This is a genomic window from Wenxinia saemankumensis (genome assembly GCF_900141735.1).
Classification (GTDB): domain Bacteria; phylum Pseudomonadota; class Alphaproteobacteria; order Rhodobacterales; family Rhodobacteraceae; genus Wenxinia; species Wenxinia saemankumensis.
The window spans coordinates 289,586-315,548 of record NZ_FQYO01000003.1 but is presented as its reverse complement, the minus strand read 5'-3'; the positions used below and the strand labels follow the sequence as shown (position 1 = coordinate 315,548).

The 25,963-nt window shown below is 72.2% G+C and carries 30 protein-coding genes, 1 tRNA gene and 1 riboswitch; of the genes, 9 read left to right on the top strand and 22 right to left on the bottom strand.

Going from position 1 to position 25,963, the window contains the following annotated elements:
• Positions 1 to 3: 3 nt before the first annotated feature.
• From BUE30_RS09035 to rpsA, 3 genes are all read right to left on the bottom strand, one after another.
• Positions 4 to 363 (bottom strand): lipopolysaccharide assembly protein LapA domain-containing protein, encoded by a 360-nt coding sequence (locus BUE30_RS09035; RefSeq protein ID WP_073328936.1) that lies wholly within the window; start codon positions 361 to 363, stop codon positions 4 to 6.
• Complete coding sequence (gene ihfB / locus BUE30_RS09030; RefSeq protein ID WP_073330216.1) at positions 363 to 653, bottom strand: integration host factor subunit beta; 291 nt, start codon at positions 651 to 653, stop codon at positions 363 to 365. The genes BUE30_RS09035 and ihfB overlap by 1 nt, the downstream gene beginning before the upstream one ends.
• Before the next feature lie 438 nt (positions 654 to 1,091).
• On the bottom strand, positions 1,092 to 2,774 hold the full coding sequence (gene rpsA / locus BUE30_RS09025; RefSeq protein ID WP_073328931.1) for a 30S ribosomal protein S1: 1,683 nt from the start codon (positions 2,772 to 2,774) through the stop codon (positions 1,092 to 1,094).
• A 314-nt stretch (positions 2,775 to 3,088) separates the two neighbouring features.
• Between rpsA and BUE30_RS09020 the strand changes: the two genes are divergently transcribed.
• Positions 3,089 to 3,730, top strand: coding sequence for a histidine phosphatase family protein (locus BUE30_RS09020; RefSeq protein WP_073328926.1), 642 nt, complete (start codon positions 3,089 to 3,091; stop codon positions 3,728 to 3,730).
• Positions 3,731 to 3,749: 19 nt separating this feature from the next.
• On the opposite strand, the gene BUE30_RS09015 is transcribed toward BUE30_RS09020, so the two are convergent.
• The 8 genes from BUE30_RS09015 to ybeY all read right to left on the bottom strand — a co-directional run bounded on the left by BUE30_RS09015 (position 3,750) and on the right by ybeY (position 11,570).
• A complete protein-coding gene (locus BUE30_RS09015) occupies positions 3,750 to 4,355 on the bottom strand; it encodes a (d)CMP kinase (protein WP_073328922.1) in 606 nt (201 codons plus the stop codon).
• Positions 4,352 to 4,834: a hypothetical protein gene (locus tag BUE30_RS09010; protein ID WP_073328918.1), complete on the bottom strand. Its 483-nt coding sequence runs from the start codon at positions 4,832 to 4,834 to the stop codon at positions 4,352 to 4,354. The genes BUE30_RS09015 and BUE30_RS09010 overlap by 4 nt, the downstream gene beginning before the upstream one ends.
• A complete protein-coding gene (gene aroA / locus BUE30_RS09005) occupies positions 4,831 to 6,183 on the bottom strand; it encodes a 3-phosphoshikimate 1-carboxyvinyltransferase (RefSeq protein ID WP_073328913.1) in 1,353 nt (450 codons plus the stop codon). The genes BUE30_RS09010 and aroA overlap by 4 nt, the downstream gene beginning before the upstream one ends.
• Before the next feature lie 193 nt (positions 6,184 to 6,376).
• On the bottom strand, positions 6,377 to 7,096 hold the full coding sequence (gene trmB, locus BUE30_RS09000) for a tRNA (guanine(46)-N(7))-methyltransferase TrmB (protein ID WP_073328909.1): 720 nt from the start codon (positions 7,094 to 7,096) through the stop codon (positions 6,377 to 6,379).
• A 262-nt stretch (positions 7,097 to 7,358) separates the two neighbouring features.
• On the bottom strand, positions 7,359 to 8,540 hold the full coding sequence (gene metK, locus BUE30_RS08995; protein ID WP_073328905.1) for a methionine adenosyltransferase: 1,182 nt from the start codon (positions 8,538 to 8,540) through the stop codon (positions 7,359 to 7,361).
• Positions 8,541 to 8,545: 5 nt separating this feature from the next.
• A riboswitch (SAM-SAH riboswitch) is annotated at positions 8,546 to 8,594 on the bottom strand.
• A 16-nt stretch (positions 8,595 to 8,610) separates the two neighbouring features.
• Positions 8,611 to 10,131, bottom strand: coding sequence for an apolipoprotein N-acyltransferase (gene lnt / locus BUE30_RS08990; RefSeq protein WP_073328901.1), 1,521 nt, complete (start codon positions 10,129 to 10,131; stop codon positions 8,611 to 8,613).
• A 4-nt stretch (positions 10,132 to 10,135) separates the two neighbouring features.
• Positions 10,136 to 11,029, bottom strand: coding sequence for a hemolysin family protein (locus BUE30_RS08985; RefSeq protein WP_073328896.1), 894 nt, complete (start codon positions 11,027 to 11,029; stop codon positions 10,136 to 10,138).
• A gap of 37 nt (positions 11,030 to 11,066) precedes the next feature.
• The gene (gene ybeY / locus BUE30_RS08980) at positions 11,067 to 11,570 is read right to left on the bottom strand and encodes an rRNA maturation RNase YbeY (RefSeq protein ID WP_073330213.1); all 504 of its coding nucleotides are present in this window, start codon (positions 11,568 to 11,570) and stop codon (positions 11,067 to 11,069) included.
• 105 nt (positions 11,571 to 11,675) lie between these two features.
• Here ybeY and BUE30_RS08975 point away from each other — a divergent pair, with 105 nt between their 5' ends.
• Both BUE30_RS08975 and BUE30_RS08970 read left to right on the top strand, forming a co-directional pair.
• Positions 11,676 to 12,017: an ArsR/SmtB family transcription factor gene (locus tag BUE30_RS08975; RefSeq protein WP_073328892.1), complete on the top strand. Its 342-nt coding sequence runs from the start codon at positions 11,676 to 11,678 to the stop codon at positions 12,015 to 12,017.
• A complete protein-coding gene (locus tag BUE30_RS08970; protein ID WP_073328888.1) occupies positions 12,014 to 12,925 on the top strand; it encodes an SRPBCC domain-containing protein in 912 nt (303 codons plus the stop codon). Before BUE30_RS08975 ends, BUE30_RS08970 begins: the two co-directional genes overlap by 4 nt.
• Before the next feature lie 36 nt (positions 12,926 to 12,961).
• Here the strand turns inward: BUE30_RS08970 and BUE30_RS08965 are convergent, their stop codons facing one another.
• From BUE30_RS08965 to rpmH, 6 genes are all read right to left on the bottom strand, one after another.
• The gene (locus BUE30_RS08965) at positions 12,962 to 13,984 is read right to left on the bottom strand and encodes a PhoH family protein (RefSeq protein WP_073328883.1); all 1,023 of its coding nucleotides are present in this window, start codon (positions 13,982 to 13,984) and stop codon (positions 12,962 to 12,964) included.
• A gap of 149 nt (positions 13,985 to 14,133) precedes the next feature.
• Positions 14,134 to 14,436, bottom strand: a complete 303-nt coding sequence (locus tag BUE30_RS08960) for a hypothetical protein (protein WP_073328879.1) — start codon at positions 14,434 to 14,436, stop codon at positions 14,134 to 14,136.
• A gap of 13 nt (positions 14,437 to 14,449) precedes the next feature.
• A complete protein-coding gene (locus BUE30_RS08955; protein WP_073328875.1) occupies positions 14,450 to 15,019 on the bottom strand; it encodes an OmpA family protein in 570 nt (189 codons plus the stop codon).
• Between the two features lie 194 nt (positions 15,020 to 15,213).
• Positions 15,214 to 15,435 carry a membrane protein insertion efficiency factor YidD gene (gene yidD, locus BUE30_RS08950; RefSeq protein WP_073328871.1) on the bottom strand — a complete coding sequence of 74 codons (222 nt, stop codon included), beginning with the start codon at positions 15,433 to 15,435 and terminating at the stop codon, positions 15,214 to 15,216.
• Entirely contained in the window at positions 15,432 to 15,800 is a 369-nt protein-coding gene (gene rnpA, locus BUE30_RS08945; RefSeq protein WP_073328868.1) for a ribonuclease P protein component, read from the bottom strand. The genes yidD and rnpA overlap by 4 nt, the downstream gene beginning before the upstream one ends.
• A gap of 152 nt (positions 15,801 to 15,952) precedes the next feature.
• Positions 15,953 to 16,087 (bottom strand): 50S ribosomal protein L34, encoded by a 135-nt coding sequence (gene rpmH / locus BUE30_RS08940; RefSeq protein WP_073328865.1) that lies wholly within the window; start codon positions 16,085 to 16,087, stop codon positions 15,953 to 15,955.
• A gap of 261 nt (positions 16,088 to 16,348) precedes the next feature.
• On the opposite strand from rpmH, the gene BUE30_RS08935 reads away from it, so the two are divergent.
• The 5 genes from BUE30_RS08935 to BUE30_RS08915 all read left to right on the top strand — a co-directional run bounded on the left by BUE30_RS08935 (position 16,349) and on the right by BUE30_RS08915 (position 20,681).
• Positions 16,349 to 17,083, top strand: coding sequence for a TVP38/TMEM64 family protein (locus BUE30_RS08935; RefSeq protein ID WP_073328860.1), 735 nt, complete (start codon positions 16,349 to 16,351; stop codon positions 17,081 to 17,083).
• A 5-nt stretch (positions 17,084 to 17,088) separates the two neighbouring features.
• A complete protein-coding gene (locus tag BUE30_RS08930) occupies positions 17,089 to 18,504 on the top strand; it encodes a dihydrolipoyl dehydrogenase family protein (protein WP_139300540.1) in 1,416 nt (471 codons plus the stop codon).
• 145 nt (positions 18,505 to 18,649) lie between these two features.
• A complete protein-coding gene (locus BUE30_RS08925) occupies positions 18,650 to 19,993 on the top strand; it encodes a sensor histidine kinase (protein WP_073330210.1) in 1,344 nt (447 codons plus the stop codon).
• Positions 19,994 to 20,079: 86 nt separating this feature from the next.
• Positions 20,080 to 20,553, top strand: a complete 474-nt coding sequence (locus BUE30_RS08920) for a hypothetical protein (RefSeq protein WP_073328851.1) — start codon at positions 20,080 to 20,082, stop codon at positions 20,551 to 20,553.
• Positions 20,554 to 20,604: 51 nt separating this feature from the next.
• Positions 20,605 to 20,681: transfer RNA gene (locus tag BUE30_RS08915), tRNA-Arg, on the top strand.
• 89 nt (positions 20,682 to 20,770) lie between these two features.
• Here BUE30_RS08915 and BUE30_RS08910 read toward each other — a convergent pair.
• From BUE30_RS08910 to BUE30_RS08895, 4 genes are read right to left on the bottom strand one after another with little or no spacing between them, the layout of a single operon-like run.
• Positions 20,771 to 21,541, bottom strand: a complete 771-nt coding sequence (locus BUE30_RS08910; protein WP_073328846.1) for an SDR family NAD(P)-dependent oxidoreductase — start codon at positions 21,539 to 21,541, stop codon at positions 20,771 to 20,773.
• A gap of 12 nt (positions 21,542 to 21,553) precedes the next feature.
• On the bottom strand, positions 21,554 to 22,525 hold the full coding sequence (locus BUE30_RS08905; protein WP_073328841.1) for a threonine ammonia-lyase: 972 nt from the start codon (positions 22,523 to 22,525) through the stop codon (positions 21,554 to 21,556).
• On the bottom strand, positions 22,522 to 23,340 hold the full coding sequence (locus BUE30_RS08900; protein WP_073328837.1) for an alpha/beta fold hydrolase: 819 nt from the start codon (positions 23,338 to 23,340) through the stop codon (positions 22,522 to 22,524). Before BUE30_RS08900 ends, BUE30_RS08905 begins: the two co-directional genes overlap by 4 nt.
• Positions 23,337 to 24,017, bottom strand: coding sequence for a haloacid dehalogenase type II (locus tag BUE30_RS08895; RefSeq protein ID WP_073328832.1), 681 nt, complete (start codon positions 24,015 to 24,017; stop codon positions 23,337 to 23,339). Before BUE30_RS08895 ends, BUE30_RS08900 begins: the two co-directional genes overlap by 4 nt.
• Before the next feature lie 201 nt (positions 24,018 to 24,218).
• On the opposite strand from BUE30_RS08895, the gene BUE30_RS08890 reads away from it, so the two are divergent.
• The gene (locus tag BUE30_RS08890; RefSeq protein WP_073328827.1) at positions 24,219 to 24,653 is read left to right on the top strand and encodes an FKBP-type peptidyl-prolyl cis-trans isomerase; all 435 of its coding nucleotides are present in this window, start codon (positions 24,219 to 24,221) and stop codon (positions 24,651 to 24,653) included.
• A 521-nt stretch (positions 24,654 to 25,174) separates the two neighbouring features.
• Here the strand turns inward: BUE30_RS08890 and BUE30_RS08885 are convergent.
• Positions 25,175 to 25,963, bottom strand: a complete 789-nt coding sequence (locus BUE30_RS08885; RefSeq protein ID WP_073328822.1) for an enoyl-ACP reductase FabI — start codon at positions 25,961 to 25,963, stop codon at positions 25,175 to 25,177.

Below are 25,963 nucleotides of genomic sequence, written 5' to 3'. Positions count from 1 at the left end.
TCGTCAGCGGCGGGCGCCCTGCGCGTCGAGCAGGGCCAGGACGTCGTCCTGCCCCTCGTGCTTCTCGGACCTCAGGCGGCCGACCTCGCGCTCCAGCCGGACGACCTCCTTGCGCCTCGCCCGCACCTCGGACCGGTGCTTGTGCTCGCGCAGCCATTCCCAGACGAAGCCGATCAGCAGGCCGAGCGCGACGCCCAGCAGGATCACGACGAAGAGCGGCATGGCGATGTCGGGGGACACGCCGAACAGGCCGGCCAGCGGGGTCGGCAGCGCCTGCAGCGTGACGATGTCGCGATTCGCGATGCCGAGGACGATGAGGCAGAGGGCGACGAGGCCCCAGAACAGGATCCGGATCAGGCGCATCAGACTTCCTGGTTGCCGTTCAACCGGTCGCGCAGCAGCTTGCCGGTCTTGAAGAACGGGACGTGTTTCTCTTCGACGTCTACGGCTTCGCCGGTGCGCGGGTTCCGTCCGACCCGCCCGTCGCGCTTCTTGACCGAGAAGGCGCCGAAACCGCGCAGCTCGACCCGCTTGCCCTCGGCCAGGGCGCCGACGATGCTGTCGAACACGGTGTTCACGATCTTCTCGACGTCGCGCTGGTAGAGATGCGGATTGTCGTCCGCGATCTTCTGGATGAGTTCCGACCGGATCATCCGCGTCCCCCCGTCATTCTCGGTCATCTGGCAACGCCCCCGACTATAGGCGAGCGCCGCCCTACCCGAAACAGGAGTTTTTCACCCCGGCAGCTTATCCGGGATCGTCCGGCTCGCCGGCAGGCGGGTCAGGCTCGGGTCGGCGCGCTCGCGCGAGCGCGCCACCCCGTCCCTGCCCCGCCCAGCGCCGGACCCGCCGCCCGAGGGGACGGGCCGGGAGTCCAGCTGTGCGGGGGCGCTGCCGGCACTGTCCTGGATCCTGCCCCAGATGGCCGGGGCTCGCCGCCCGAGACACCCCCTTGCGCAACAAAGGGTTCCTCGTAAGCCGACCCGGCGGTCGCCCCGGCCGATCCGAAAGAAAAGGCCCGCCCCGTCCTGGTGACGGGGCGGGCCGAAGATCGCCGGAGACGCGGGCCGAAGCCCGCCCCCCGTCAGTCGTCAGTCGTCGTTGCCGCGCAGGGCCGCGCCGAGGATGTCGCCCAGCGAGGCGCCGGAATCGGAGGAGCCGTACTGCTCGACCGCTTCCTTCTCTTCCGCGATCTCGCGCGCCTTGATCGACAGGCCCAGCTTGTGGCTCTTGCTGTCGACATTGGTCACCCGGACATCGACTTTGTCGCCGACGCCGAAGCGCTCGGGGCGCTGCTCGGCCCGGTCACGCGACAGGTCGGAGCGGCGGATGAAGGACTTCATGCCCTCGTATTCCACCTCGATGCCGCCATCCTCGATCTTGGTCACCTCGACGGTGATGATCGAGCCGCGCTTCACGCCGCCGATCGCGTCGGCGAAGGGGTCGCCGTCGACCGTCTTGATCGAGAGCGAGATGCGCTCCTTCTCGATGTCGGTCTCCAGCACCTTGGCCTTGACGATGTCGCCCTTGCGGTAGTCCTGGATCGCCTCTTCCCCGCGCTGGTCCCAGCTGAGGTCGGAGAGGTGCACCATGCCGTCGATATCGCCGGGCAGGCCGACGAACAGGCCGAACTCGGTGATGTTCTTGACCTCGCCCTCGACCACGGTCCCCTCGGGATGGGTCTCGGCAAAGACCTCCCACGGGTTGCGCATCGTCTGCTTGAGGCCGAGCGACACGCGGCGCTTGGCGCTGTCGATCTCGAGCACCATGACGTCCACCTCCTGCGAGGTGGAGACGATCTTGCCGGGATGCACGTTCTTCTTGGTCCAGCTCATCTCGCTGACATGGACCAGACCCTCGACGCCGGGCTCCAGCTCGACGAAGGCACCGTAATCGGTGATGTTCGTCACGCGGCCGGTATGGACGGAGCCGAGATCGTACTTCCGCTCCACCGCGTCCCACGGATCTTCCTGCAGCTGCTTCATGCCGAGGGAGATGCGGTGGGTCTCCTTGTTGATCTTGATGACCTGGACCTTGATGGTCTCGCCGATCGACAGGATCTCGGAGGGGTGGTTGACGCGGCGCCAGGCCATGTCGGTGACGTGCAGCAGGCCGTCCACACCGCCGAGATCGACGAAGGCGCCGTATTCGGTGATGTTCTTGACCACGCCGTCGACGACCTGACCCTCGGAGAGGTTCGAGATCACCTCGGCGCGCTGCTCGGCGCGGGATTCTTCCAGGATGGCGCGGCGCGAGACCACGATGTTGCCGCGGCGGCGGTCCATCTTGAGGATCTGGAAGGGCTGCTTGAGGCCCATGAGCGGGCCGGCGTCGCGCACGGGGCGCACATCGACCTGGCTGCCGGGCAGGAAGGCCACGGCGCCGCCGAGATCGACGGTGAAGCCGCCCTTGACGCGGTTGAAGATCGCGCCCTCGACGCGCTCCTCGTCGGCATAGGCCTTCTCGAGACGGTCCCACGCCTCTTCACGGCGCGCCATCTCGCGGCTGACGACGGCCTCGCCGCGGGCGTTCTCGGCGGCGCGGAGATAGACTTCCACCTCGTCGCCGACCTGCAGGTCGGACGTCTCGCCGGGATTCGCGAATTCCTTGAGATCGACGCGGCCTTCCATCTTGTAGCCGACATCGATGATGGCCTGGCCCGCCTCGATGGCGATGACCTTTCCCTTGACGACAGTGCCTTCCTGCGGCGTGTCGATATCGAAGCTTTCGTTCAGGAGGGCTTCGAAATCCTCCATGGTGGCGTCTTTGGCCATGTGCTGGGGTGTATCCTTTGCAACGGTTTTCGGGCCGGGCGGTTGTCTCCGCCGGTCTTGGGAATGAATTGGACGAATCCGCGGATTGGCGGACCCCGGACAACGACAAAGGGCCGGCTTGCGACCGACCCTGCGCGACACCCCGGGTCCACGGCTGTCCCGCCGCTTCGACGGGCGCGATATACGCAAGCCCGCCCCGCCTGGCAAGGCCCGCCCCCCGCGGGGCGGCCGGCCGCCGCCTTTACCCCCGGCGCCGGCCATGCGACAGGCCGGGGGCCCGCCGCCCCAAGGCGGGTGCTACAGGGGAGACGCCGATGGGGGAGATCGTCCTCGTCCGGCACGGCCAGGCCAATTCCGGCGCCACGTCCGAGGCGGAGTACGACCGCCTGTCCGAACTCGGCCACCGCCAGGCGGGCTGGCTGGGCGAGTGGCTGCGCGCGCATGACGCGCCCTTCGACACCGTCCATACCGGCACGATGCGCCGCCATCTCGAGACCGCCGCCGCGATGGGGGTGGAGGGAAGCTCGGACGACCGCCTGAACGAGCTCGACTACTTCGCCCTCGCCCGGGACATGCAGGTGCGGCACGGTCTCGCCCCGCCGGGGCCAGACGAATGGCCCGACCACGTCGTCGCGACCTTCAACGCCTGGCACCTCGCCGAGATCGAGGGGACCGAACCCTTCGCCGCCTTCGAGGCGCGGGTCGCGGCCGTACTGGACGAGGCGGCGCAGCCCGGACGTCGCGTGCTCTGCGTGACCTCGGGCGGGGTCATCGCGATGGCGCTGCGGCTCGCGCTCGGCCTCGATGCGGACCGGCTGGCCCGGGTGCTGCTGCCGATCCACAACACCTCGATCCACCGCTTCCGGGTGCGGGCGGGGGGCACCCATCTCGCGCAGTTCAACGCGACCCCGCATTTCGACCCGCCGGAGCGCCAGCCCTCGCGCACCTGGCTCTGACCCGGCCGGTCCGGCGCGCTCAGAGACGTCCGCGCACGATCTCCAGAGCGCGGGCCACCGCCTCCTCGATCCCCAGATCGGTCGTGTCGATCACGACGGCATCCGCGGCGGCGCGCATCGGCGCATCGGCCCGCCCGGTATCGCGCGCGTCCCGCGCCACAACCTCGGCCAGCACGGCCTCGAGGGGCTGGGCCTCCCCCGCCGCCACCTGCTCGGCATGGCGCCGCGCGGCCCGCGCCTCGGCGCTGGCGGTGACGTAGAGCTTGGCCTCCGCCTCCGGGCAGATCACCGTCCCGATATCCCGCCCGTCGAGGACCGCCCCGCCCTCGCGCCGGGCGAAGGCACGCTGGAACTCCAGCAGCGCGCGGCGCACCTCGGGCAGGGCCGCGACGCGGCTGGCGGCGTCGGCGATGGCGGGCTGCCGCAGGCCCGGCCGATCTAGGTCGGCGGGAACCAGCCCCCGCGCCGCCGCCGCCGCCTCCTCGCCGCCCAGGACCCGCGCCCCGACCGCGCGGTAGAGAAGCCCGGTATCGAGATGCGCGAGCCCCAGCTCCGCCGCCAGCCGCTTCGAGATCGTGCCCTTGCCCGCCGCCGCGGGCCCGTCCACCGCCACGGTGAAGATCATCGCCGCGTCCCCCGCGCCAGAAGGTAGATCAGGCAGGCCAGCAGCAGGGCCGCGAACTTCGCCATCGTCAGGACCGAGGCGCCGGTGACCGTCAGCGGGTCGGGCGGCACCGGCCCCTCGACCAGCCGCAGCACCGCCGCGTTCTCGGCCAGGTCGACCCCGCCATAGACCAGCGCGACCAGCGCCCCCAACCAGCCCAGCCGCCCGCCCCGCCGCAGGCAGAGCAGGGCGAGGAAGGCCGTCAGCGCGACCGGAAAGGCCGTGTCCCAGGTGGCGAGCGTGGTGCGGAAGGTGGCGCGCCCCTCCTCGCTCAGCGCCTGCAGATAGGCGGTCGCTGTGGCGAGGTCGTAGCCGAGCGGGCGCAGGTCGAAGGGCCGCAGCCCGCCCGCATCGGGCATCAGCCCCGTCACCGTCACCCAGACGAGGACGAGGAAGCAGCCCAGCGCGGCCAGCCCGGCGGCGAGGATCAGCGCCCTCATCGGTTCGCCCGCACGATCTGCGCGCCGAGGCCCGCCATCAGCCCCTCGAAGGCCGGGAAGGAGGTCGCGATCGGCCCGCCGTCGTCCACGCCCATAGGCTTCTCGGTGGCGAGGCCCATCACGAGGAAGGACATCGCGATCCGGTGGTCGAGCCGGCTCTCGACGGTCACGCCCCCCGGCACGTCGCCATGGCCGCGCCCGTGGACGATCCACCAGTCCGGCCCCTCCTCGACCTCGATCCCCGCGGCCCGCAGCCCCTTCGCCATCGCGTCGATCCGGTCGCTCTCCTTCACGCGCAGCTCCCTGACGCCGCGCATCGCCGTCCGCCCGCGGGCAAAGGCCGCGACGACGGACAGGACCGGATATTCGTCGATCATCGAGGCCGCGCGCTCGGGTGGCACCTCGATCCCCTCCATCTCCGGCGAGAAGCGCGCCCGCAGGTCGGCGACCGGCTCGCCCCCCTCCTCGCGCTCGTTCTCGTAGGTCAGGTCCGCGCCCATCTCCCGCAAAGTCGTGAACAGCCCCGCCCGGGTCGGGTTGAGCCCGATGTTCGGCACCAGCACGTCCGACCCCTCGGCCAGCAGCGCCGCGCAGACCGGAAAGGCGGCCGAAGAGGGATCGCGCGGCACCGCGATGGTCTGCGGCCGCAGCTCCGGCTGGCCCTTCAGCGTGATGATACGGCCCTCCGGCCCGGTCTCGACCGCCACTTCCGCACCGAATCCCGCCAGCATCCGCTCGGTATGGTCGCGCGTCGCCTCGGGCTCGATCACCACGGTCTCGCCCGGCGCGTTCAGCCCGGCCAGCAGCACCGCCGACTTCACCTGCGCCGACGGCACGGGCAGCGCGTAGCGCACCGGCACCGGATCGGCGGCGCCGACCAGCGTCATCGGCAGCCGCCCGCCGGCCCGCCCGTAGGCGCGCGCGCCGAACAGGGCCAGCGGATCGGTCACCCGCCCCATCGGCCGCCCGTTCAGCGAGGCATCCCCGGTGAAGGTGGCGGCGATCGGCGTCGTCGCCATCGCCCCCATGATGAGGCGGACCCCGGTGCCCGAATTGCCGCAATCGATCACCTGGGCAGGCTCGCCGAAGCCGCCCACCCCGACGCCGTGCACGCTCCACGCGCCGTCCCCGTGCCGCGTCACCTCGGCGCCGAAGGCCCGCATCGCCGCGCCGGTATCCAGCACGTCCTGCCCCTCGAGCAGGCCCGTCACCCGCGTCTCGCCGACCGACAGCGCGCCGAGGATCAGCGACCGGTGCGAGATCGACTTGTCCCCCGGTACATGCGCCTCGCCCCGCAGGGCCGGCCCCTTGCGGGAGGTCATCGGGATGGGCTGGCCGTGGCCGGACATGGGCGTCGCTCCGTCTCGTTACGGCCTCGGGGTCTAGCCGAGCCGCGCCCCGGGGTCCATCGGGGGCCGGGATCGGGGGCCGGGATCGGGCCCGGTCGGCGACGGGCGGGACGGGCGGCACCGGAGGCGCAGGGCGCGGGTCCGACGGCCGGCCCGGGATCCGGAACCGGCGGGGCGGGTCAGCCCCGGCGGCTCATTCCGCCGCCGCCGGCTTGCGGAAGGTCAGGTAATGGGGAGGCCGCCCCTCGCGCAGCGCCTTTGCCTCGTAGCGGGTGCCGGGCCAGTCGGGCCAGGCCCGGTGGATGTCCTGCGGTACCCGCTCGAACCCGGCCGCCGGCACCTCCTCCAGCGTCTGGCGCACGTAATCCTCGATATCCGTCGCCACGCGGAACAGCGCCCCCGGCCTGAGCACCCGGTAGAGCGGCTGCAGATGGCCCGCCGTCACGAAGCGCCGCTTGTGGTGCCGCGCCTTCGGCCAGGGATCGGGATAGTTCAGGAAGGCGCGCGAGATCGACGCCTCCGGCAGCACGTCGAACAGATCGCGCACGTCGCCCGGATGCACCGCGACGTTGTCGACCCCCGCATCCCGGATCTTGCCCAGCAGCATCGCGACGCCGTTGATGTAGGGCTCCGCCCCGATCAGCGCGACCTGCGGATGGGCCGCGGCCATCGCCACCATGTGCTCGCCGCCGCCGAAGCCGATCTCGAGCCAGACCTCCTCCCGCCCCGGAAACCGCGCGCCGAGATCCAGCGGCGCGCGGCCGGGATTCTCGTCCCAGGACACGGCCCCGGGCGAGAGCGCGCCGAGATCGTCGCGCAGCATCTCCTCCTGCCGCGGCCGCAGGGCCTTGCCCTTCAGCCGCCCGTGGAAATTGCGCCAGGGGGCGCCGCTTCGATGCCTGTCCTCGTTCATGGCGCGCGCCCTACCCCGTCCGGCGCGTCCGGGGCAAGGGCGCGGCCCCGCCGGACCGGCCGCTCCCCTCGGGATCGGGGAACCGCCCTGCCCCCTTCGCAGGGTCGCAAATACCGTCCGCACCATCCGCCCGCGCCGCCGCCGCCCCCGGGGCCCCCGGGCCCCGCAGGACCGTCCGCGGGACGGCTTGCGGGACGGCTTGCGGGACGGTGGGCGGGGCGAGGCGCGTCAGCGCGAGCGCCGGCCCGCCGGATCCCGCGCCTCAGACCTCGCGCTTCAGCGCCTCGACCAGATCCGTCCGCTCCCAGGAAAAGCCGCCATCGGCCTCGGGATCGCGGCCGAAATGGCCGTAGGCGGCGGTGCGGGCATAGATCGGGCGGTTCAGAGAGAGGTGCTCGCGGATGCCGCGCGGGGTCAGGTCCATGGCCCGCGCGATGGCGCCCTCGATCTCGCGCGCATGCACGTCGCCGGTGCCGTGGGTATCGGCATAGATCGAGAGCGGCCGCGCCACCCCGATCGCGTAGCTCAGCTGGATCGTGCAGCGCTCGGCCATGCCCGACGCGACCACGTTCTTGGCGAGGTAGCGCGCGGCATAGGCGGCCGAGCGGTCGACCTTGGTCGGATCCTTGCCCGAGAAGGCCCCGCCCCCGTGCGGCGCCGCGCCGCCATAGGTGTCGACGATGATCTTGCGGCCCGTCAGGCCCGCATCCCCGTCGGGACCGCCGATCACGAAGACCCCGGTCGGGTTCACCCACCATTCGGTCGCGTCGTCGATCCAGCCCTCGGGCAGGACCTCGCGGATATAGGGCTCGACGATGGCGCGGATGTCGGCGCTGGTCTGGTCCTCGCGCTCGTGCTGGGTCGAGAGCACGATCGAGGTCACGCCGACCGGCTTGCCGCCCTCGTAGCGGACCGAGATCTGGCTCTTGGCGTCGGGGCGCAGCGTCGGCTCGGCGCCGGACTTGCGCGCCTCGGCCAGCCGCTTGAGAATGCCATGGGCGTAGAGGATCGGCGCCGGCATCAGCTCGGGCGTCTCGTTCGTGGCGTAGCCGAACATGATCCCCTGGTCGCCCGCGCCCTCGTCCTTGTCGTCGCGCGCGTTCACGCCCTGCGCGATATGCGCCGACTGCTCGTGCAGCAGGTTGGTGATCTCGCAGGTGGCGTGGTGGAACTTGTCCTGCTCGTAGCCGATGTCGCGGATCGCGGCGCGGGCGATGTCGGGCACGGCGGCCATCTTCTCGGCCAGCTTCGACTGGTCGGCGAGGCCGATCTCGCCGCCGATGACCACGCGGTTCGTCGTGGCGAAGGTCTCGCAGGCGACGCGCGCCTCGGGCTCCTCGGCGAGGAGGGCGTCGAGGATCGAGTCCGAGATGCGGTCGCACACCTTGTCGGGATGCCCCTCGGAAACCGATTCCGAGGTGAAGATGTAGTCCTGCCGTGCCATGGGGATGCTCCATTCGGTCTGACCCGCCACGCCAGGAAGCCGTTGTGACGGTACATGCAATCGCGCCTCGCTATGCCCGGCGGACCCCGCGGTCAACGGCAATCGCCCCCGCGGCCGCCAGGACCATCAGCAGCAGGGCCGGCCCGTCGCCCCACCGCGCATAGGGCGGCGGCGCCAGGGCGGGGGGAAGCGGCGCGTCCAGCGCGCCCTGCACGCCCAGCGGCAGGCTTGCGGTGATCCGGCCCCGCGCGTCGATCATCGCCGAGATGCCGGTATTGGCCGCGCGCACCAGCGGCACGCCCTGTTCGATCGCGCGCAGCCGGGCCTGAGCCAGGTGCTGCTGCGGACCGGCCCGGGTGCCGAACCAGGCGTCGTTGGTGACGAGAAGCAGCAGCCGCGGCGCGGCGCCGGGCAGGCCCACCTCCTCGGCGAAGATGCCCTCGTAGCAGATCAGCGGCCGCGCGGTGCCGATACCGTCGAGCTCGATCGCGGCCGCCGCGCCGCCCGCCGCGAATCCGCCGCCGTCCCGCGCGGCGAGTCCGCGGATCCCCAGCCGCGCCGCCAGCTCGCCCAGGGGCACGTATTCGCCGAAGGGCACGAGATGCACCTTGTCGTAGACGTCGCGGACGGTCCCGCCCGGATCCAGCGACAGGAGCGAGTTGTAGTAGACGCCGTCCTGCCAGCGCAGCAGCCCGGTGACGAGCGTCGCGTCGCCGAGGCCCCGGACGAGCGGTTTCAGATCCTCGGCCGCGGCCAGGTCGATGGGCCAGGGCAGCGCGGTCTCGGGCCAGACGACGAGGTCCGCCGGGACCGGATCCGCCCCGCTGCCCCGCCCCAGGCGCTGCAGATCGGCGAGGCGCTGCGCCGCCACGTCGCCCGACCATTTCTCGTCCTGCGGCACGTTGGGCTGGACGATCCGGACCAGCGGCGCCTCCGCTGCCGGGGCCGGTCCGTCCGGCAGCGGCAGCAGGGCGGCGAGGACCGGCAGGGCCGCCGGGACCAGCCAACCGGGGCGCGACCTCCCCCGCCCCGGCCCGGCGGCAAGGGCGCTGGCGAGGGACGCCGCGCCGAGCAGCGTCAGCGCCGTCAGCAGGTGCGGCCCCCCCAGCGCGGCCAGTCGCGCCGCGCCGGTATCGATCCACACATGGCCGAGCATCGCCCAGGGAAAGCCCGTCAGGACGAGCGAGCGCGCCGCCTCCGCCAGGCCCAGCAGGGCCGCGACGGCCCAGATCGCCGGCCGGCCCGCCCCGGCGCCCGACCGGCCCAGCCACCCGGCGGCCCCCCAGAACAGGGCGAATCCGCCCGCCGACAGGATCAGCGCGAAGGGCGCCATCCAGCCGTAGACCTCCGGCTCGACGAGGAAGGGCGAGACGATCCATTGCAGCGTCCAGCCGAAATAGCCGGCCCCGAACAGCCACATCCGCCCCGCCGCCCCCCGGGCCGAGGGCGCGGCGGCCGCCTCGCGCAAGCCCAGCGCCAGCGCGAGCAGCGTGAGCGGCCAAAGCCACCAGGGCGCCTGCCCCGCCCCGGCCACGACGCCCCAGGCGACCAGCGCCGGGCCGCCGAGGCGGCCGGTCAGCCAGGGGCGCACGCGGCTATTCGGCGGGACGCGCGGCCGAGCCGGACAGCCGGACCCGCAACCGCTTGATCCGGCGCGGATCGGCGTCGACGACCTCGAATTCCGGGCCGTCGGGATGGCGGATCACCTCCCCGCGCGCGGGGACGTGCCCGGCCAGCATCACGACGAGGCCGCCGAGCGAATCGACCTCCTCCTCGTCGATCTCGTCATGCTCCGTCAGGTTCAGCCCGGTCGCGGTCTCGAACTCGTCCAGCGGGGTCCGGGCGAGGGCGAGCCACTGGCCCGGCCGCTCGGGGACGAAGCCCTGCGCCTCGTCGATGTCGTGCTCGTCCTCGATCTCGCCCACCACGGTCTCGAGCAGGTCCTCGATCGTCACCAGCCCGTCGGTGCCGCCGTATTCGTCGATGACGAGGGCCATGTGCGTCCGCTCGGCCTGCATCTTGGTCAGCAGCACCCCCAGCGGCATCGAGGGCGGCACGTAGAGGAGCGGGCGCAGCATCCCGCGCAGATCGAAGTCGGAACCGTTGCCGAAGCCGTGCTTCAGCGCGAAATCCTTGAGGTTCACGAAGCCGAGCGGGGAATCGAGCGTGCCCTCGTAGACCGGCAGCCGGGTCATCCCGCTCTCGCGGAAGACCTCGACCAGTTCGTCCTTGGACAGGGTCACGGGAACGGCGGTGATGTCGGCCTCGGGGACGGACACGTCCTCGACCCGCATGCGCCTCAGGTTCAGGATGCCCGGCACCGGGATCGCGCTGACCGGGCTGGAGCCCGCGGCCATCTGCGCGGCTTCCTCCTCGGTCGGGTTCAGGGCCTCGAGGAACCGGCTGAAGAAGCCCCTACTCTGCCCGTCCGAATCGTCGCCATCGGCCCGTTCCGGCCGGCCCGGCGCGTCGTCTCTGCTCTCGCCCATCGTCCCTTTCCATCCCGGCGGCGGGGGCGCCCCGGGTTCACGCCCCTCCATATGGGTCAGGCACCCCCATCTTCGCAAGGATCTCGGTCTCCAGCCCCTCCATGAGCGCCGCATCGCCGTCGCGGACATGGTCGAAGCCGAGGAGGTGCAGCAGTCCGTGGACGATCAGGTGCGTGACATGGGCCTCGACCGGGCGGCCCGCCTCCTCCGACTCGCGGGCGCAGGTCTCCCAGGCGAGGGCGATGTCGCCCAGCTCCTCCGGCGGGCCGCCGCCGAAGCGGGGCAGGTGCGGCATCTCTCCCTCGACCTGCGCGCCGCGCTCCTCCGACGGCCAGGACAGCACGTTGGTCGGCTGCGGCCGGTCCCGGAAATCGCCGTTCAGCGCCGCGATGCGCGCGTCGTCGCAGGCCAGCAGCGCGGTCTCGAAGATCGAGGGCTCCAGCCCCAGCCGTTCGAGCGTCGCGCGCTCCGCCGCTTCGGCGAGGGATTCGATGTCCACGCCCTCCCACGGGGCGTGCTCGATGATGATGTCGATGCTCATGCCCGCCTGCATAGCGGCGGCGTCCGGCAATGCCAGCCGGCAATAGGTAGGCGTACTCCTAACTTTTTCGTTGCATCGGCCCGTCGGACGGAAATACCTAGGAACATGGCTAAGCATGATCCCGCCCTCGATTCCCTCTTCACGGCGCTCGGCGATCCGACGCGCCGGGCGATCCTCGCCCGGCTGGCGGAAGGGCCGGCCAGCGTGTCCGAGCTGGCCGCGCCCGCCGACATGGCCCTGCCCTCCTTCCTCGGTCACCTGCGCCGGCTCGAGGCGGCCGGCCTCGTCACCTCGACCAAGGACGGGCGCGTGCGGACCTGCGCGCTCGTCCCCGCCGCCCTCGACCCGGTGGAGGGCTGGCTGGCGCAGCAGCGCCGCACCTGGAGCGACCGCCTCGACCGTCTCGACGCCCTCGTCACCACCCTTTCAAAGGACAGCCCCCGATGATTCCCGCGCCCGACCCGTCCGGCACCGACCTCGCCTTCACACGCACGCTCGCCGCCCCGCGCGACCTCGTCTGGGCCTGCTGGACCGATCCCCGCCTGCTGGCGAAATGGTTCTATCCCGGCACGACCGCCATCGCCGAGATGGAGATCGACGCCCGCCCCGGCGGCGTCTTCCGCTCGCGCCTGGAGGGCGAGGCCGAACCCCACATGAACGGCGTCGTGCTCGAGGCGGAGCCGGCCCGCCGGCTGGTCTGGACCGACGCGTTCCGCCCCGGCTGGATCATGGCCCCCGACCCGTTCGTCACCGCGATCCTGACCTTCGGCGACGCCCCGGAGGGGACGCGCTACGACGTGCTCGTCCGCCATGCCTCGCCCGAGAAGCGCGCGGATCACGAGGCGCGCGGCTTCTTCGCCGGCTGGGGCAGCGCGACCGACAAGCTGGGAGAGACGGCTGCGGCGGAACGGGGCCCCGCCCCGGACCGGGAGGGGCGCATCACCCGGCGGATCGCCGCGCCCCCGGCCCTCGTGTGGAAGGCCTGGACCGACCCGGACCTGCTGCCCAAATGGTGGGGACCGGACGGGTTCAGCTGCGAGACCGAGAGCATCGACCTGCGCGAGGGCGGGCACTGGGCCTTCACCATGACCGGCTTCGGGCAGCGTTTCCCCAACCGCCACGATTTCACCGCGATGGAACCCGAGCGACGGCTCGCCTACCGCCTGTCCGGCTTCGACGACATGCGCCACCATGCGGATGTGGAGGTGACCTTCGCCCCCGAGGGGGAAGGCACCCGCGTCGAGATGCGGATGACCTTCGTCGACACGACGATGGCGGAGGCGATGAGCTACGGCGCGCTGGAGAAGGGCTACGAGACGCTCGCGAGCCTCGAGGCGATGGCCCGCACGCTGTGACCCGCGCGGCCCCCGGTCCTGCCGGGGGCCGAACGATCAGCGTTCGGCGTCGCGGTCGTAGGCCTCGATGATCGCGGCGACGAGCGGGTGGCGCACCACGTCCTTGGCCGTGAAGTAGTTGAAGCTGATCTTGGGAATGTGCTTCAGCAGCCGCTCGGCATCCTGCAGCCCGGACTGCACGCCGCGCGGCAGGTCGACCTGCGTCCGGTCGCCCGTGATGACCATGCGGCTGCCCTCGCCGAGGCGGGTGAGGAACATCTTCATCTGCATCGAGGTCGCGTTCTGCGCCTCGTCCAGCACGACGAAGGAATTGGACAGCGTCCGCCCGCGCATGAAGGCGAGCGGCGCGATCTCGATCACCTTCTCCTCCATCATCTTCTGCACCTGCTTGCCGGGCAGGAAGTCGTTCAGCGCGTCGTAGAGCGGCTGCATGTAGGGATCGACCTTCTCCTTCATGTCGCCGGGCAGGTAGCCCAGCTTCTCGCCCGCCTCGACGGCGGGGCGGGAGAGGAGGATCTTGTCGACGTTTCCGGAGAGGAACATCGACACGCCGACCGCGACGGCGAGATAGGTCTTGCCGGTGCCGGCGGGGCCGATGCCGAAGGCCAGTTCGTTGTCGAACAGCGCCCGGACATAGGCCTTCTGCGCGTCGGTGCGCGGCTCGACCAGCTTCTTGCGCGTCTGGATCTCGATCCGGCGGCCGTCCTCCTTGAACAGCTCGGGCTGTGATTCGGCCTTGCGGGCATCGGTCGACTCGCCCGGGCCGCCGTTCATGCGAAGCTCGCGGTCGACATCCGCCGGGCCCACCTCGCGCCCCGCCTCGAGCCGGGCGTAGAGCGCGCGCAGCGCCTGCGCGGCGGCCTGCCGCGAGGCGGGCTCGCCCATCACCGACAGCCGGTTGCCGCGGCGCAGGATCTGCACCGACAGCGCCTCCTCGATCTGGGCGAGGTGGCGGTCGTGCTGGCCGCAGAGGTCGATGAGCAGGAAGTTGTCGGGGAATTCGAGCGCGGTCTCGGCGAGGGTATCGGCCGGGCCGCCATTCAGGATGCTGGTCGCCAAACAGGGCCTCCCGGGGCTGGCGTTACGCCCTCAAGGTGGCCGCTGCCCCGCCGGAGGGCAAGCCTCGCCGCGGCCGCCCGGCCCCGCCGGCACGAAAAAGGGGGTCGCGGCACGTGCCGCGCCCCCCCGTGCATGACGAACAGTCGGTATCAGAGCAGGTCGGGGAAGCCCTGCGTGCTCTGGAACGGGCCGACCACGGTGGTCGGCGCGCCGACGCCCGAGCAGACCGGGCGGCCATCGGGCGTCAGCCTCTCGGACAGGTAGCCCTCGAGACCGTCGTCGATGATCCAGTGGTCGCAGCCGTTCGGGTCGACCCAGATCCCCGCGACCATGTTCGACAGGTTGCCCGACCCGTCGACCGGACCGAAATCGACCGACTTGTCCGGGCCGACCTCGCAGGCCGAGACCAGCGCGGCCACGGGGAGAAGGGCGAAAGCCTTGAGCATCTTCATGGAATGTCCCTCCTCAGCGCAGGCAGTAGATTTCGACGCGGCGGTTCTGCTGCATGCCCTCGGCCGTGGCGTTCGTCGCCCGCGGCCGGCGCTCGCCGAAGCCCGTCACGTCCACCACGTTCGCCCCGACCGACTGCGCCACCTGCGCCACCGCAGCGGCGCGGTTGTTCGACAGGCGGATGTTGTACTCGTCCGAGGCGCGGCTGTCGGTATGGCCGTAGATCAGGTAGCCATAGGCATTCGCGCCCTGGAAGAACTGCGCCAGCCGCTGCCGGTTCGCGTCCGAGATGTTGTAGCGGTCCGTCGCGAAGAGCTGGTCGGTCGGCATCACGCCGCAGATCTCGGCCCGGTGGCAGACCGGGGAGCCGTCGCGCTGGCGGTGCGGCGACATGAAGCCTTCGGCCCCGTCATCCATCACCCAGTGCTCGCACCCGTCGGGATCGACCCAGATCCCCGGGATGTACTGCTGTTGCGCCGATGCGAAAGTCGGCACGGCGAGCGCGGCGACGGTGACCGCGGCAGCCGCCAGCCCCCCGATCGCGGCACGGGCCGCCCTGAATTGTTCGAGAACCACGTCTCTCATCCTCTGCCAGTCACCCCCGGGATCCCCCACGCACGACCCGGGCGCGCAAGGACATCTTCTCGCCGCAATGTGAGCGAAGATTTCCCGTAAGGAAAGGACTATTAACCAGATATTGTGGCTCTTTGCGCAACAAAGACCAAGGATGCCGGGCACTTGCCCGCATGAGGCGAAAGTCCGGCCCGGCCGGGGTCCGGCTAGTCGGGCACGTTGTCGATGCCGGCCCCGCCCCAGGGATGGCACCGCCCGATCCGGCGCAGCGCCAGCCAGCCGCCGCGCAGCGCTCCGTGGCGCGACAGCGCCTCCAGCGCGTAGGCCGAGCAGGTCGGATGGAAGCGGCATCCATGGCCCACCCAGGGCGACAGCAGGAACCGGTAGGCGTGGACCGGTAGCGACAGCAGCAGCGCCGCGGGGGTCACGGATGCACCTTGCGCAGGGCCCGGCGCAGGTCGTCCTGCAGCGCGCGGAAATCGCGCGTGGCGGTCGTTTCCGGCCGGCCGATCAGCACGTAGTCCCAGCCCGGCCGCGCGGCCTCCGGCAGGACCAGCCGCGCGATCTCGCGCAGGCGGCGCTTGGCGCGGTTGCGGGCGACCGCATTGCCGACCTTCTTGCTGCAGGTGAAGCCGACGCGCACCGCCGCGCTGCCGTCGGCGCGCGCCCGCGCCTGCAGCCCGAAGGCCGGGGCGCCGGCGCGCAGGGCCCGGGCGGCGGCGAGGAAATCGGCGCGCTTGCGCAGGATCTCGATCCGGCGCGCATCGGCTCCGGTTGCGTCGGGGACGGACATGTCGGGGACGGGCGCATCGGGGACGGCCGCATCGGGGACACGCCCCGCGGGGCCACCCCCCGGACGCACCAAAGCCGCCGGCCCCGCCCCGCCCCGATCCTCGGGGTCCGGCAGGGCCGACGGCATCACGTCGGGATGTCCCGGTTTGCGGCTCAGGCGCTCAGGCGCTTGCGGCCGCGGGAGCGGCGCGCCGCGATGATCTGGCGGCCGCTCTTGGTCGCCATGCGGGCGCGGAAGCCGTGACGGGCCTTGCGGACCCGGTTCGAGGGCTGGAACGTGCGCTTCATGAGCCTGTCTCCATCGTCGGGCGGGGCCCTCGCGCGCGCCCGGGGGCGGCGCGTCGGATCCCGGTCAAATCTGTCGAAGCCCGCCCTCTAAAGCCGCCGCCGGCACCTGTCAACCACGCCGCCCGCGGTCACCCGCACCGGGGGCGGTGTTTGTTACGGCCGGGCGCCGTCCCATAAAGACGGCGTGATCCCGCTTTAACGCCCCGGGCCCGGCGCCATCTGGCGTGTCATCCTGTCGCAGTTCCGGCCAAGAGGGCACCGATGACCCACGACCCGTCCCCGCCCGCGCCCTCCCCCTGGCGCCGCCGCCTGCCGATCCTCGCCATCGCGCTGATCGCGGTGGTCGGCGCGGTCTGGTTCCGCGACTACCTGAGCTTCGAGACCCTGCGCGAGAACCGCGAGGCGCTGCTCGCCTTCCGCGATTCGCGCTACCTCGCCACGGCCCTGCTCTTCATGGCGGCCTATGCCGGGATCGTCGCCTTCTCGCTGCCCGGCGCGACCGTCGCGACGCTGACCGGTGGCTTCCTCTTCGGCACGTTCCCCGGCGTGGTCTTCAACGTCCTCGGCGCGACCGTCGGCGCGATCCTGATCTTCCTTGCGGCGCGGCTCGGCGCGGGCGAGCGGCTGGCGCGGCGGATGGATGCCTCGGACGGGCTGGTCCGCCGGATCAAGCAGGGGATCGACGACAATCTCTGGCCGATGCTCTTCCTGATCCGGCTGGTCCCGGCCGTGCCCTTCTTCGTCGCCAATCTCGTCCCCGCGCTGGTGGGCGTGCCGCTCCTGCCCTTCGCGGTGACGACCTTTCTCGGCATCATCCCCGGCGCGCTGGTCTTCACCTCGGTCGGGGCGGGGCTCGGCGCCGTCTTCGCCGCGGGCGAGACGCCGGATCTGGGCCTGGTCTTCGAGCCGCGGATCCTGCTCCCCCTGCTCGGCCTCTGCGCGCTGGCCGCGCTGCCGATCCTGCTCAAGGCCGTGCGCGGCCGGAAAGGCCTGTGATGTCCCTGCCCGAGATCGAGACCGACATCTGCGTCATCGGCGCCGGCTCCGGCGGCCTCTCCGTCGCGGCGGGCGCGGTCCAGATGGGGGCCCGCGTCGTGCTGATCGAGGCCGGCGAGATGGGGGGCGACTGCCTGAACTACGGCTGCGTGCCCTCCAAGGCGCTGATCGCCGCCGCCGAGAAGGCGCAGGTCGTCCGGCGCCCGCGCTTCGGCATCGCCGGCACCGAGCCGCGGGTCGATTTCGGCGCGGCCAAGGACCATGTCCGCGACGTGATCGCCGCCATCGCCCCCGTCGATTCGCAGGAGCGGTTCGAGGGGCTGGGCTGCACCGTGATCCGCGCCCATGCCCGCTTCACCGGCCCGGACCGGCTGGAGGCGGGGGGCCGCACCGTCCGCGCCCGGCGCTTCGTGGTCGCCACCGGCTCGTCCCCCCTCGTGCCGCCGATCCCGGGCCTCGACCGGGTGGAGGCGCTGACGAACGAGACGATCTTCGACCTGCGCGAGCGCCCGGACCACCTCGTCATCATCGGCGGCGGCAATATCGGGATGGAGATGGCGCAGGCGCATCGTCGCCTCGGCTGCGAGGTCACGGTGATCGAGGGCGCGACCGCGATGGGCAAGGACGACCCCGAGGCCGCCGCCCTGGTGCTGCGGGCGCTGCGCGACGAGGGCGTGACGATCCACGAGAACCGCAAGGCCGAGCGGGTGTCGGGCGGGGACGGCTCGGTCACCGTCCATACCGATGCGGGGGACGTGACCGGCTCGCATCTGCTCGTCGCGGTGGGGCGCGCGGTCAATGTGACCGATCTCGGCCTCGACGCCGCCGGGGTCGATCACGACAGGCGCGGCGTGAAGGTGGGCGAGGATCTGCGCTCGGTCTCCAACCGGCGGGTCTATGCGGTCGGCGACGCGGCGGGGGGATTGCAGTTCACCCATGTCGCGGGCTGGCATGGCGGCCTCGTCGTGCGCAATGCCTGCCTCGGCCTGCCGATCAGGGCCCGCACCGCCCACATCCCGTGGTGCACCTACACCGCCCCCGAGCTCGCCCAGGTCGGCCTGACGGAGGCGCAGGCGCGCGAGGCCCACGGAGACAGGCTGAAGGTGCTGCGGGCCGGGTTCGACGAGAACGACCGCGCCGTCGCCAGCGGGCAGCGGACGGGGTTCGTCAAGGTGATGGCCGTGGGCGGCAAGCCTGTCGGGGCCACCATCGTCGGCGCCCATGCCGGAGAGCTGATCGCCCCCTGGGCGATGGCGCTGGCCAACGGGCTGAAGCTGACCGCGATGACGGGCACCGTCCTGCCCTACCCGACCCTGTCGGAGGCGTCGAAACGCGCGGCGGGCAGCTACTACGCGCCGAAGCTCTTCGACAATCCGTGGGTCAAGCGCGCGGTGCGCCTCGTCCAGCGGATCGGCCGCTAGGGTGCGGCGATTCGCCTACCCCTCGGCGCGAGGCCTGACATTTTCGTGACGGCGCCCTAGATCCTGCCGCGCTGGACTGTTGCAGGGCGACGCGCGCGTGAACACGCTTTCGGGACGATTCCTGATCCTCACGACGATCTTCGTCATGATGGCGGAGATCCTGATCTTCGTGCCCTCCGTGGCGCGGTTCCGCGAGGATTACCTGATGCTGCGGCTCGAGCGGGCGCAGATCGCCTCGCTCGCCGTGCTCGCCGCCGACAGCCTCGACCCCGCGCTGGAACAGGAGCTGCTGGACAATGCCGGCGTCTTCAACGTCGTACTGCGACGCGACGAGGTCAGCCAGCTCGCCCTCTCCTCCCCCGTGCCGGCCCCGCTCTCCAAGACCGTGGACCTGCGCTCGGCCACCGGGCCCGCGCTGATCGCCGGCGCGCTCGACACGCTGTTCACGCCCCAGAACCAGGTGATCCGGGTCATCGGCGACCCGGTGCAGGAAGGCGGCCTGCAGATCGAGGTCACGATGGAGACCGGGCCGCTCAGGGACGAGATGCTGGATTACGGGCTGCGGATCCTGCTGCTCTCGGCGGTGATCTCGATCGTGACGGCCGCGCTCCTCTTCTTCGCCGTGCGCTCGCTGCTGGTGAAACCGATCAAGGGCCTCGTCGGGCACATGGCCGATTACGCGGCCCAGCCCGAGGACAGCAGCCGCATCATCGAGCCCAAGGCGAACCTCGTCGAGCTGCGCGAGGCCGAGACCGCGCTGCAATCGATGGAGACGCAGCTCACCCAGGCCCTGCGCCAGAAGGAGCGGCTCGCCCAGCTCGGCGGGGCCGTCGCCAAGGTGAGCCACGACCTGCGCAACATCCTGACCTCGGCCCAGCTCTTCGTCGACCGGATCGGCGGGTCCGAGGATCCGCTCGTGCGCCGCATGGCGCCCAAGCTCGTCGGATCGATCACCCGGGCGGTGAACCTGACCGAGGCAACGCTCGCCTTCGGCCGCGCCGAGGAGCCGCCCCCCCAGCTGGGCCGGGTGCGGCTGGCGCAGGTGGTGGGCGACGTGATCGAGAGCGAGCGCCTGGCGGCCGGCGACAGCGACGTGTCCTTCTCGGTCGACGTGCCCGCCGGCATGGTCGTGCGCGCCGATGGCGAGCAGCTCTTCCGGATCCTGCTCAACCTCGTCCGCAATGCCCGCGCCGCCATCGTCGCCACCGGAGAGCCGGGCGAGATCTGCGTGCGCGGGACCGAGACCGAGACCGCGTGGGAGATCGCGGTCGCCGATACCGGGCCCGGCCTGCCGCCCAAGGCGCGCGAGCACCTGTTCCAGCCCTTCCAGGGGCGCGTGGCAAAGGGGGGCAGCGGGCTCGGCCTCACCATCGCGGCAGAGCTGGCGCGCGGCCATGGCGGCGAGATCGCCCTCGTCCGAACGGGGCCGGAGGGCACCGAATTCCGCCTGACGCTGCCGCAGAGCCGGATCTCGGCCGCCGCGCGCTGACCGCCCGCCCCGCGCCCCGGATGCGCCCGAGTCTCGCCGCACGGCCGGGGAAAGCTGGGGGAAGGACCAACAGCCCCGCCAGACAGATGGACAGCGACACCCCCCTCGCCCGGATCTGGGCCCGCGACGGCGGCCCGCGCCCGACGACCCCGACGCCCGAGGACCGCCTGACCGACCGCCAGCGGCGCATGGCCGCCGCTCGCGCGCCCCGTCCCGGTCGATTCGAGGCCCTGTGGTTCGGGCTGGGCGCGATCCTGCTGATGGCGGGCATCCTCGCGGTGCGGGGCGTGATCCTCGCCCCGGTCGCGGCGCTCGATCAGGACGTGGCGCCGCTGAGCCGAAGCATCGGCCAGATGCTGCGCGTGCAGGGGCCCGGGGCGTCCGACCTTGCCAGCGGCGATCCGGTCGCCGCCCCGAACCAGGCGGCGCAAGGCGGTCCCGCGCCCGCCGCCGATCCAGGCCGCGCGGATGCCGTCCCCGACCCGTCGCCAGCGCCAGTCCTCACCCCCGGGGCGGGCCGCGTCCCCGCGACCGGGCGTCAGGCCTTCAGAAACCGCTGACCGGCCCCCTTGCATTGCCCGGACCGTCCCGATAAATGGCCCCTACTCCGCGCGCTGGTAGCTCAGTTGGATAGAGTACTTGACTACGAATCAAGGGGTCGGGGGTTCGAATCCTCCCCAGCGCGCCACTTCCCCGGACATCGCGGACTGAAGCCGGCAGGACCCGTCGAGGTCCGTCCGGATCCCCCCTGCCCCTGACCGTCCCGGCCCGCCCTCCTCAGCGCGGTGCCATCCGGATCGCGCCGTCGAGGCGGATCGTCTCGCCGTTCAGCATCGGGTTCTCTACGATGGACCGGACCAGCGCGGCATATTCGGCCGGATCGCCGAGGCGGTTCGGGAACGGCACCTGCGCGCCGAGCGAGTCCTGCGCCTCCTGCGGGAGGGACGACATCAGCGGCGTCAGGAAAAGGCCCGGCGCGATCGTCATCACCCGGATGGCGTGCCGCGCGAATTCGCGGGCGACGGGCAGCGTCATCCCCGCGATCCCGGCCTTCGACGCGGCATAGGCCGGCTGTCCGACCTGGCCGTCGAAGGCGGCGACCGAGGCGGTGTTCACGATCACCGCCCGCTCCTCTCCGACCGGGTCCAGCCGCGCGGCGCGGGCCGCGAACTGGGACAGGACGTTGAAGGTGCCGATCAGGTTGATCTCGACGATGCGGGCGAACTCCGCCAGCGGCAGCGGCGCGCCCGACCGGTCCAGCACCTTGGCCGGCGGGCCGATCCCGGCGCAGTTCACGCAGATGCGGGGGGCCGCCCCGCCCGGGTCCCGCGCGAAGGCCGCGTCCAGCGCCGCGGCCACGCCCGCCGCGTCGGTCACGTCGACCTCGGCGAAGGCGCCGCCCAGTTCCTCCGCCAGGGCCGCGCCGGCCCCGGCATTCCGGTCCAGCAGCGTCACCTGCGCCCCCGCCCCCGCCAGCAGGCGCGCCGTGGCCGCCCCAAGCCCCGAGGCCCCGCCCGTGATCACCGCGCCCGTCCCGTCGATCCGCATGGCTCCCTCCCGTCAGAGCGTGCTCAGCGCCCGGCCCAGCGTGTGGGCATCGGCGTTCCCGCCCGAGAGCGTCACGATCACGTCCCCGCCCTCCAGCGCGTCGCCGTGGAACAGGGACGCGGCCAGCGCGACGGCTCCGCCCGGCTCGACCACCACCTTCAGATGCCGCAGGGCGAGGCCCATCGCCCGCAGCACCTCCGCCTCGGTGACGACGAGGCCGGGGCCGCAGAGGCGCGTCAGGATCGGGAAGGTCAGCTCCCCCGGCATCGGCGTGACGATGGCGTCGCAGATCGACCCCGACGGGTCGGCGTCGTTGCGCTGGCGCGCCCCGCTCTCGAGCGAACGGGCGGTGTCGTCGAAATTCTCCGGCTCCACCGGGCGGACGCGGAATCCGGGCCTCTCCGCCTCCAGCGCGAGGGCGATGCCGGCGGTCAGCCCGCCGCCGCCGCAGCAGGTCAGGACCTCGGCCCGGGCGATGCCCGCCTCGCGCGCCTGGTCCGCGATCTCCAGCCCGCAGGTGCCCTGCCCGGCGATCACCAGCGGCTCGTCGTAGGGGCGCACGAGGGTCAGCCCGCGCTCGGCGGCGAGGGCGGCGCCGATCTCCTCGCGGCTCTCGCCGGCGCGGTCGTAGAACACCACCTCCGCCCCGTAGGCGCGCGTGCCCTCGACCTTGGCCTGCGGCGCGTCGGCCGGCATGACGATCACCGCCGGCGCGCCGAAGGACGCGGCGGCCCGCGCGACGCCCTGCGCATGGTTGCCCGAGGAATAGGCGATCACCCCCCGCGCGCGCAGGGCGGGCTCCATGGCCGAGAGGGCCGACCAGCCGCCCCGCGCCTTGAACGAGCCGGTATGCTGCAGGCACTCCGCCTTGGCCCAGACCCGCCGCCCCGCGAGCGCGTCCAGCGCGGGGGAATGCAGCAGGGGCGTGCGGCGGATATGGCCGGCGGCGCGCGCGGCGGCGGCGCGGATCATCTCGATGTTCATAGCAGGTCGATCCAGGCGTGGAGGGCGGCGAGCGATTCGGGCTCGTCCAGGAACGGGACGTGACCCCGGCCGGGCACCTCGGCATGGATCATGTCGGGGCGGCGACGCGCCATCTCCTCGGCCGTGGCGCGCGACAGGATGTCGGACGTCTCGCCCCGGATCAGGCAGAGCGGCAGCCCGTCCAGGGCGTCGAAGAGCGGCCAGAGATCGGGCGCCGGCTGCGCCCCGCCGCCGAACACCGCCTCGCGCAGGCGGGGATCGTAGCGCAGGGCGAGCCCCTCCCCGGTCACGTCGTAGAGACGCTCCGCCTCCTCCAGCCAGCGGCTGTCGGGCACCTCGGAAAAGCCGGCCAGCGCGGCCTTGCGCGCCCGGGCCGCCTCCTCCAGCGTCGCGGCGGCGGGCGGGATGCCCAGATAGCCCCGGATCGCGTCCAGGCCCTCGGGCTCGACTACCGGGCCGATGTCGTTGAAGGCGATGCCGGTGATCCGCTCCTGCGCGATCTGCCCCAGCACCATCGCGATCAGCCCCCCGCGCGACGTGCCGAGGATCGCCGCCCGATCGAGATGCAGGTGATCGAGAAGCGCGATCACGTCGACGGCCTCGGCCGGGACGTTGTAGGTCGCGGGATCGGCGGGGTCCGACCGGCCGCGCCCCCGGTAATCCGGGCGGATCAGCCGGATCCCGGTCAGGTGCGGCGCGACGAAGTCGAAATCCCGCCCCGAGCGCGTCAGCCCCGGCAGGGCGACCAGCGGCAGCCCCTCGCCCTCGTCGGTGTAATGCAGCCGGGTGCCGTCGGCGGCGCGGAAATCGGTCATCGGTCGAGGTCCGGGATCGGGGTCAGGTCGGAAAGGACATGGTGCGGCGCGGCCCACAGGCGGTCCGGCGGCGCATCGGCGCGGTTCACCCAGGCGGAGGTGAAGCCGGCCCCGGCCGCCGCCGCCGCGTCCCAGCAGTTCGACGACACGAAGAGCACCTCCCCCGGCGCGGTGCCGAGCCGCGCGGCGACGAGGTCGTAGGCGGCCGGGGCGGGCTTGAAGATGCCGGCCGCCTCGACCGAGATCACCTCGGAGACAAAGCCCCCGATCCCCGCGCTCGTCACCGCGCCGTCCAGCATGCCCGGCGATCCGTTCGACAGGATCGCGATGCGGGCGCCCGACGCGGCGAGACGGGCCAGGACGTCCGGCACTTCGGGAAATGCCTCCAGCTCCCAGTAGAGGGCGAGCAGACGCTCGCGCAGGTGCGGATCGTCCAGCCCGTGCGCCGCCATCGCCCAGTCGAGCGCGTCCTGCGTCAGCGACCAGAAATCGGCGTGGCGCCCGGCGGCGGCGCGCAGCCAGGACCAGCCCAGCTGCCTGTCGCGCCAGTCCCGGGCGAGGGCGGGCCAGACGGCGCGCAGCGCGTCCTGCCCCGGCGCCTCGGCCGCGCGGCGGGCGGCGGCGGTCACGTCGAACAGCGTTCCGTAGGCATCGAAGACATGGGCGGCGAAAGCCATGGGCGCTCCCTTCCGGGCGGGAAACTGGCACGCGGGCGCGGGAAGGAAAAGACCCGCCCCCGGGGACGGTGAATCCCGAAAAAGTGACGGATGGGGGTTACATCGCGCCGCCGGGTCCCTAGATCGTTGGGGATCGCAAGGAGCACCCGCCGGAGCGGCGGCCTCCCCATGAATTTCCACCAGACCCCGAAAGGAGCGCCCATGACCCAGGTCAAGGAAGGCGATACCGTTCGTATCCACTACACCGGCACCCTCGCCGACGGCACCACATTCGACAGCTCCGATGGGCGCGACCCGCTCGAGTTCACCGTCGGATCCGGCCAGATCATCCCCGGCCTCGACAAGGCGATGCCCGGCATGAGCCAGGGCGAGAGCAAGAAGGTCGAGGTCCCGGCGGCCGAGGCCTATGGCGACCGCGTGGAAGAGGCGCGCCAGACCGTGCCCCGCAGCTCGATCCCGGACAACATCCCGCTCGAGATCGGCACCCGGCTTCAGATGCAGACCCCGCAGGGCCAGGCCGTTCCGGTCAGCGTCGCCGAGGTGACGGACGAGCAGGTCGTGCTCGACGCCAACCACCCGCTCGCGGGCCAGGACCTGACCTTCGACGTGGAAGTGGTCGAGGTGAAGGCCGCCTGATCGGCCCCTCGACATGCCATCCCGAAGGCCCGCCGGAGCGATCCGGCGGGCCTTCTTCGTGACCGGGACGGGCGGGCGCGTTGGCGCCCGCGCAGGCGTCGGGACCGGGAAACAGGCGGGCGCCGCCCTAAACGGTCCCCGGGGGGCCGGCGGAGGTGGGTGCGACCCACCCTACGGTCCCGGGGGCCTGCGCTCTCCGCGGGCGGGAGCCTCGTGGATTTGCGGAACCCGATGGGGGGTTGGGTGCAACCCCACCCTACGGGTGCCGGAAAAGCTGCCATGCGTTCGGGGTGGGGCCTGCGGCCTTGGCGATGGGGGTGGGTGCAACCCACCCTACGATTCCGGGGGCGGCCGGGGGCGGGCGCTACTTCGATCGGCCGCCCGTAGGGTGGGTTGCACCACCCCCCCCAACCCCGACCGGCAGGGGCCGCCCCGGCCAGCCCCGCACGTGACGCCGGATCAGCCGCCCGTAGGGTGGGTTGCACCCACCCCGCCGCCACCCCGGGGCCGCATCCCCCGCGTCAGAGGTTCTCGCTCTGCGGCATGCCCAGCACGTGGAACCCGCTGTCGACGAGGATCGTCTCGCCCGTCGTGCAGTTCCCGGCATCCGAGCAGAGGTAGACCGCCGTGCCGCCGATCGCCTCGAGCGTGGCGTTGCGGCGCAGCGGGGCGTTCGCCTCGGTATGCTTGAAGGTCTTGCGCGCCCCGCCGATCGCGGCCCCCGCCAGCGTCTTCATCGGACCGGGCGAGATCGCGTTGACCCGAATCCCCTGCGGGCCGAGATCGTTGGCGAGGTAGCGGACCGAGCTTTCCAGCGCGGCCTTCGCCACCCCCATCACGTTGTAGAACGGCGTCACCCGGTTCGACCCGGCATAGGTCAGCGTGATCACCGACCCGCCCTCCGGCATCAGCTCCGAGGCGCGCTTCGCCACGTCGATCAGCGAGTAGCACGAGATGGTCAGCGACTTCTGGAAGTTCGCGCGGGTCGTGTTGGTGAACCGCCCCGTCAGCTCGGCCTTGTCCGAGAAGGCGATGGCGTGAACGACGAAGTCGATGCTGCCCCAGCGGTCCTTCAGCGCGGCGAAGGCGGCGTCCATGCTGTCATCGTCCATCACGTCGACCGGCAACAGGACGTCGCTCCCGACCGAGGCGGCGAGGGGGGCGACGCGCCGTTCGAACGCCTCGCCCTGGTACGAGAAGGCGAGCTCGGCGCCCGCCGCATGCATCGCCCTCGCGATTCCCCAGGCGATGGAATGATCGTTCGCGACCCCCATCACGAGGCCGCGTTTTCCGTTCATCTGGATCGTCAT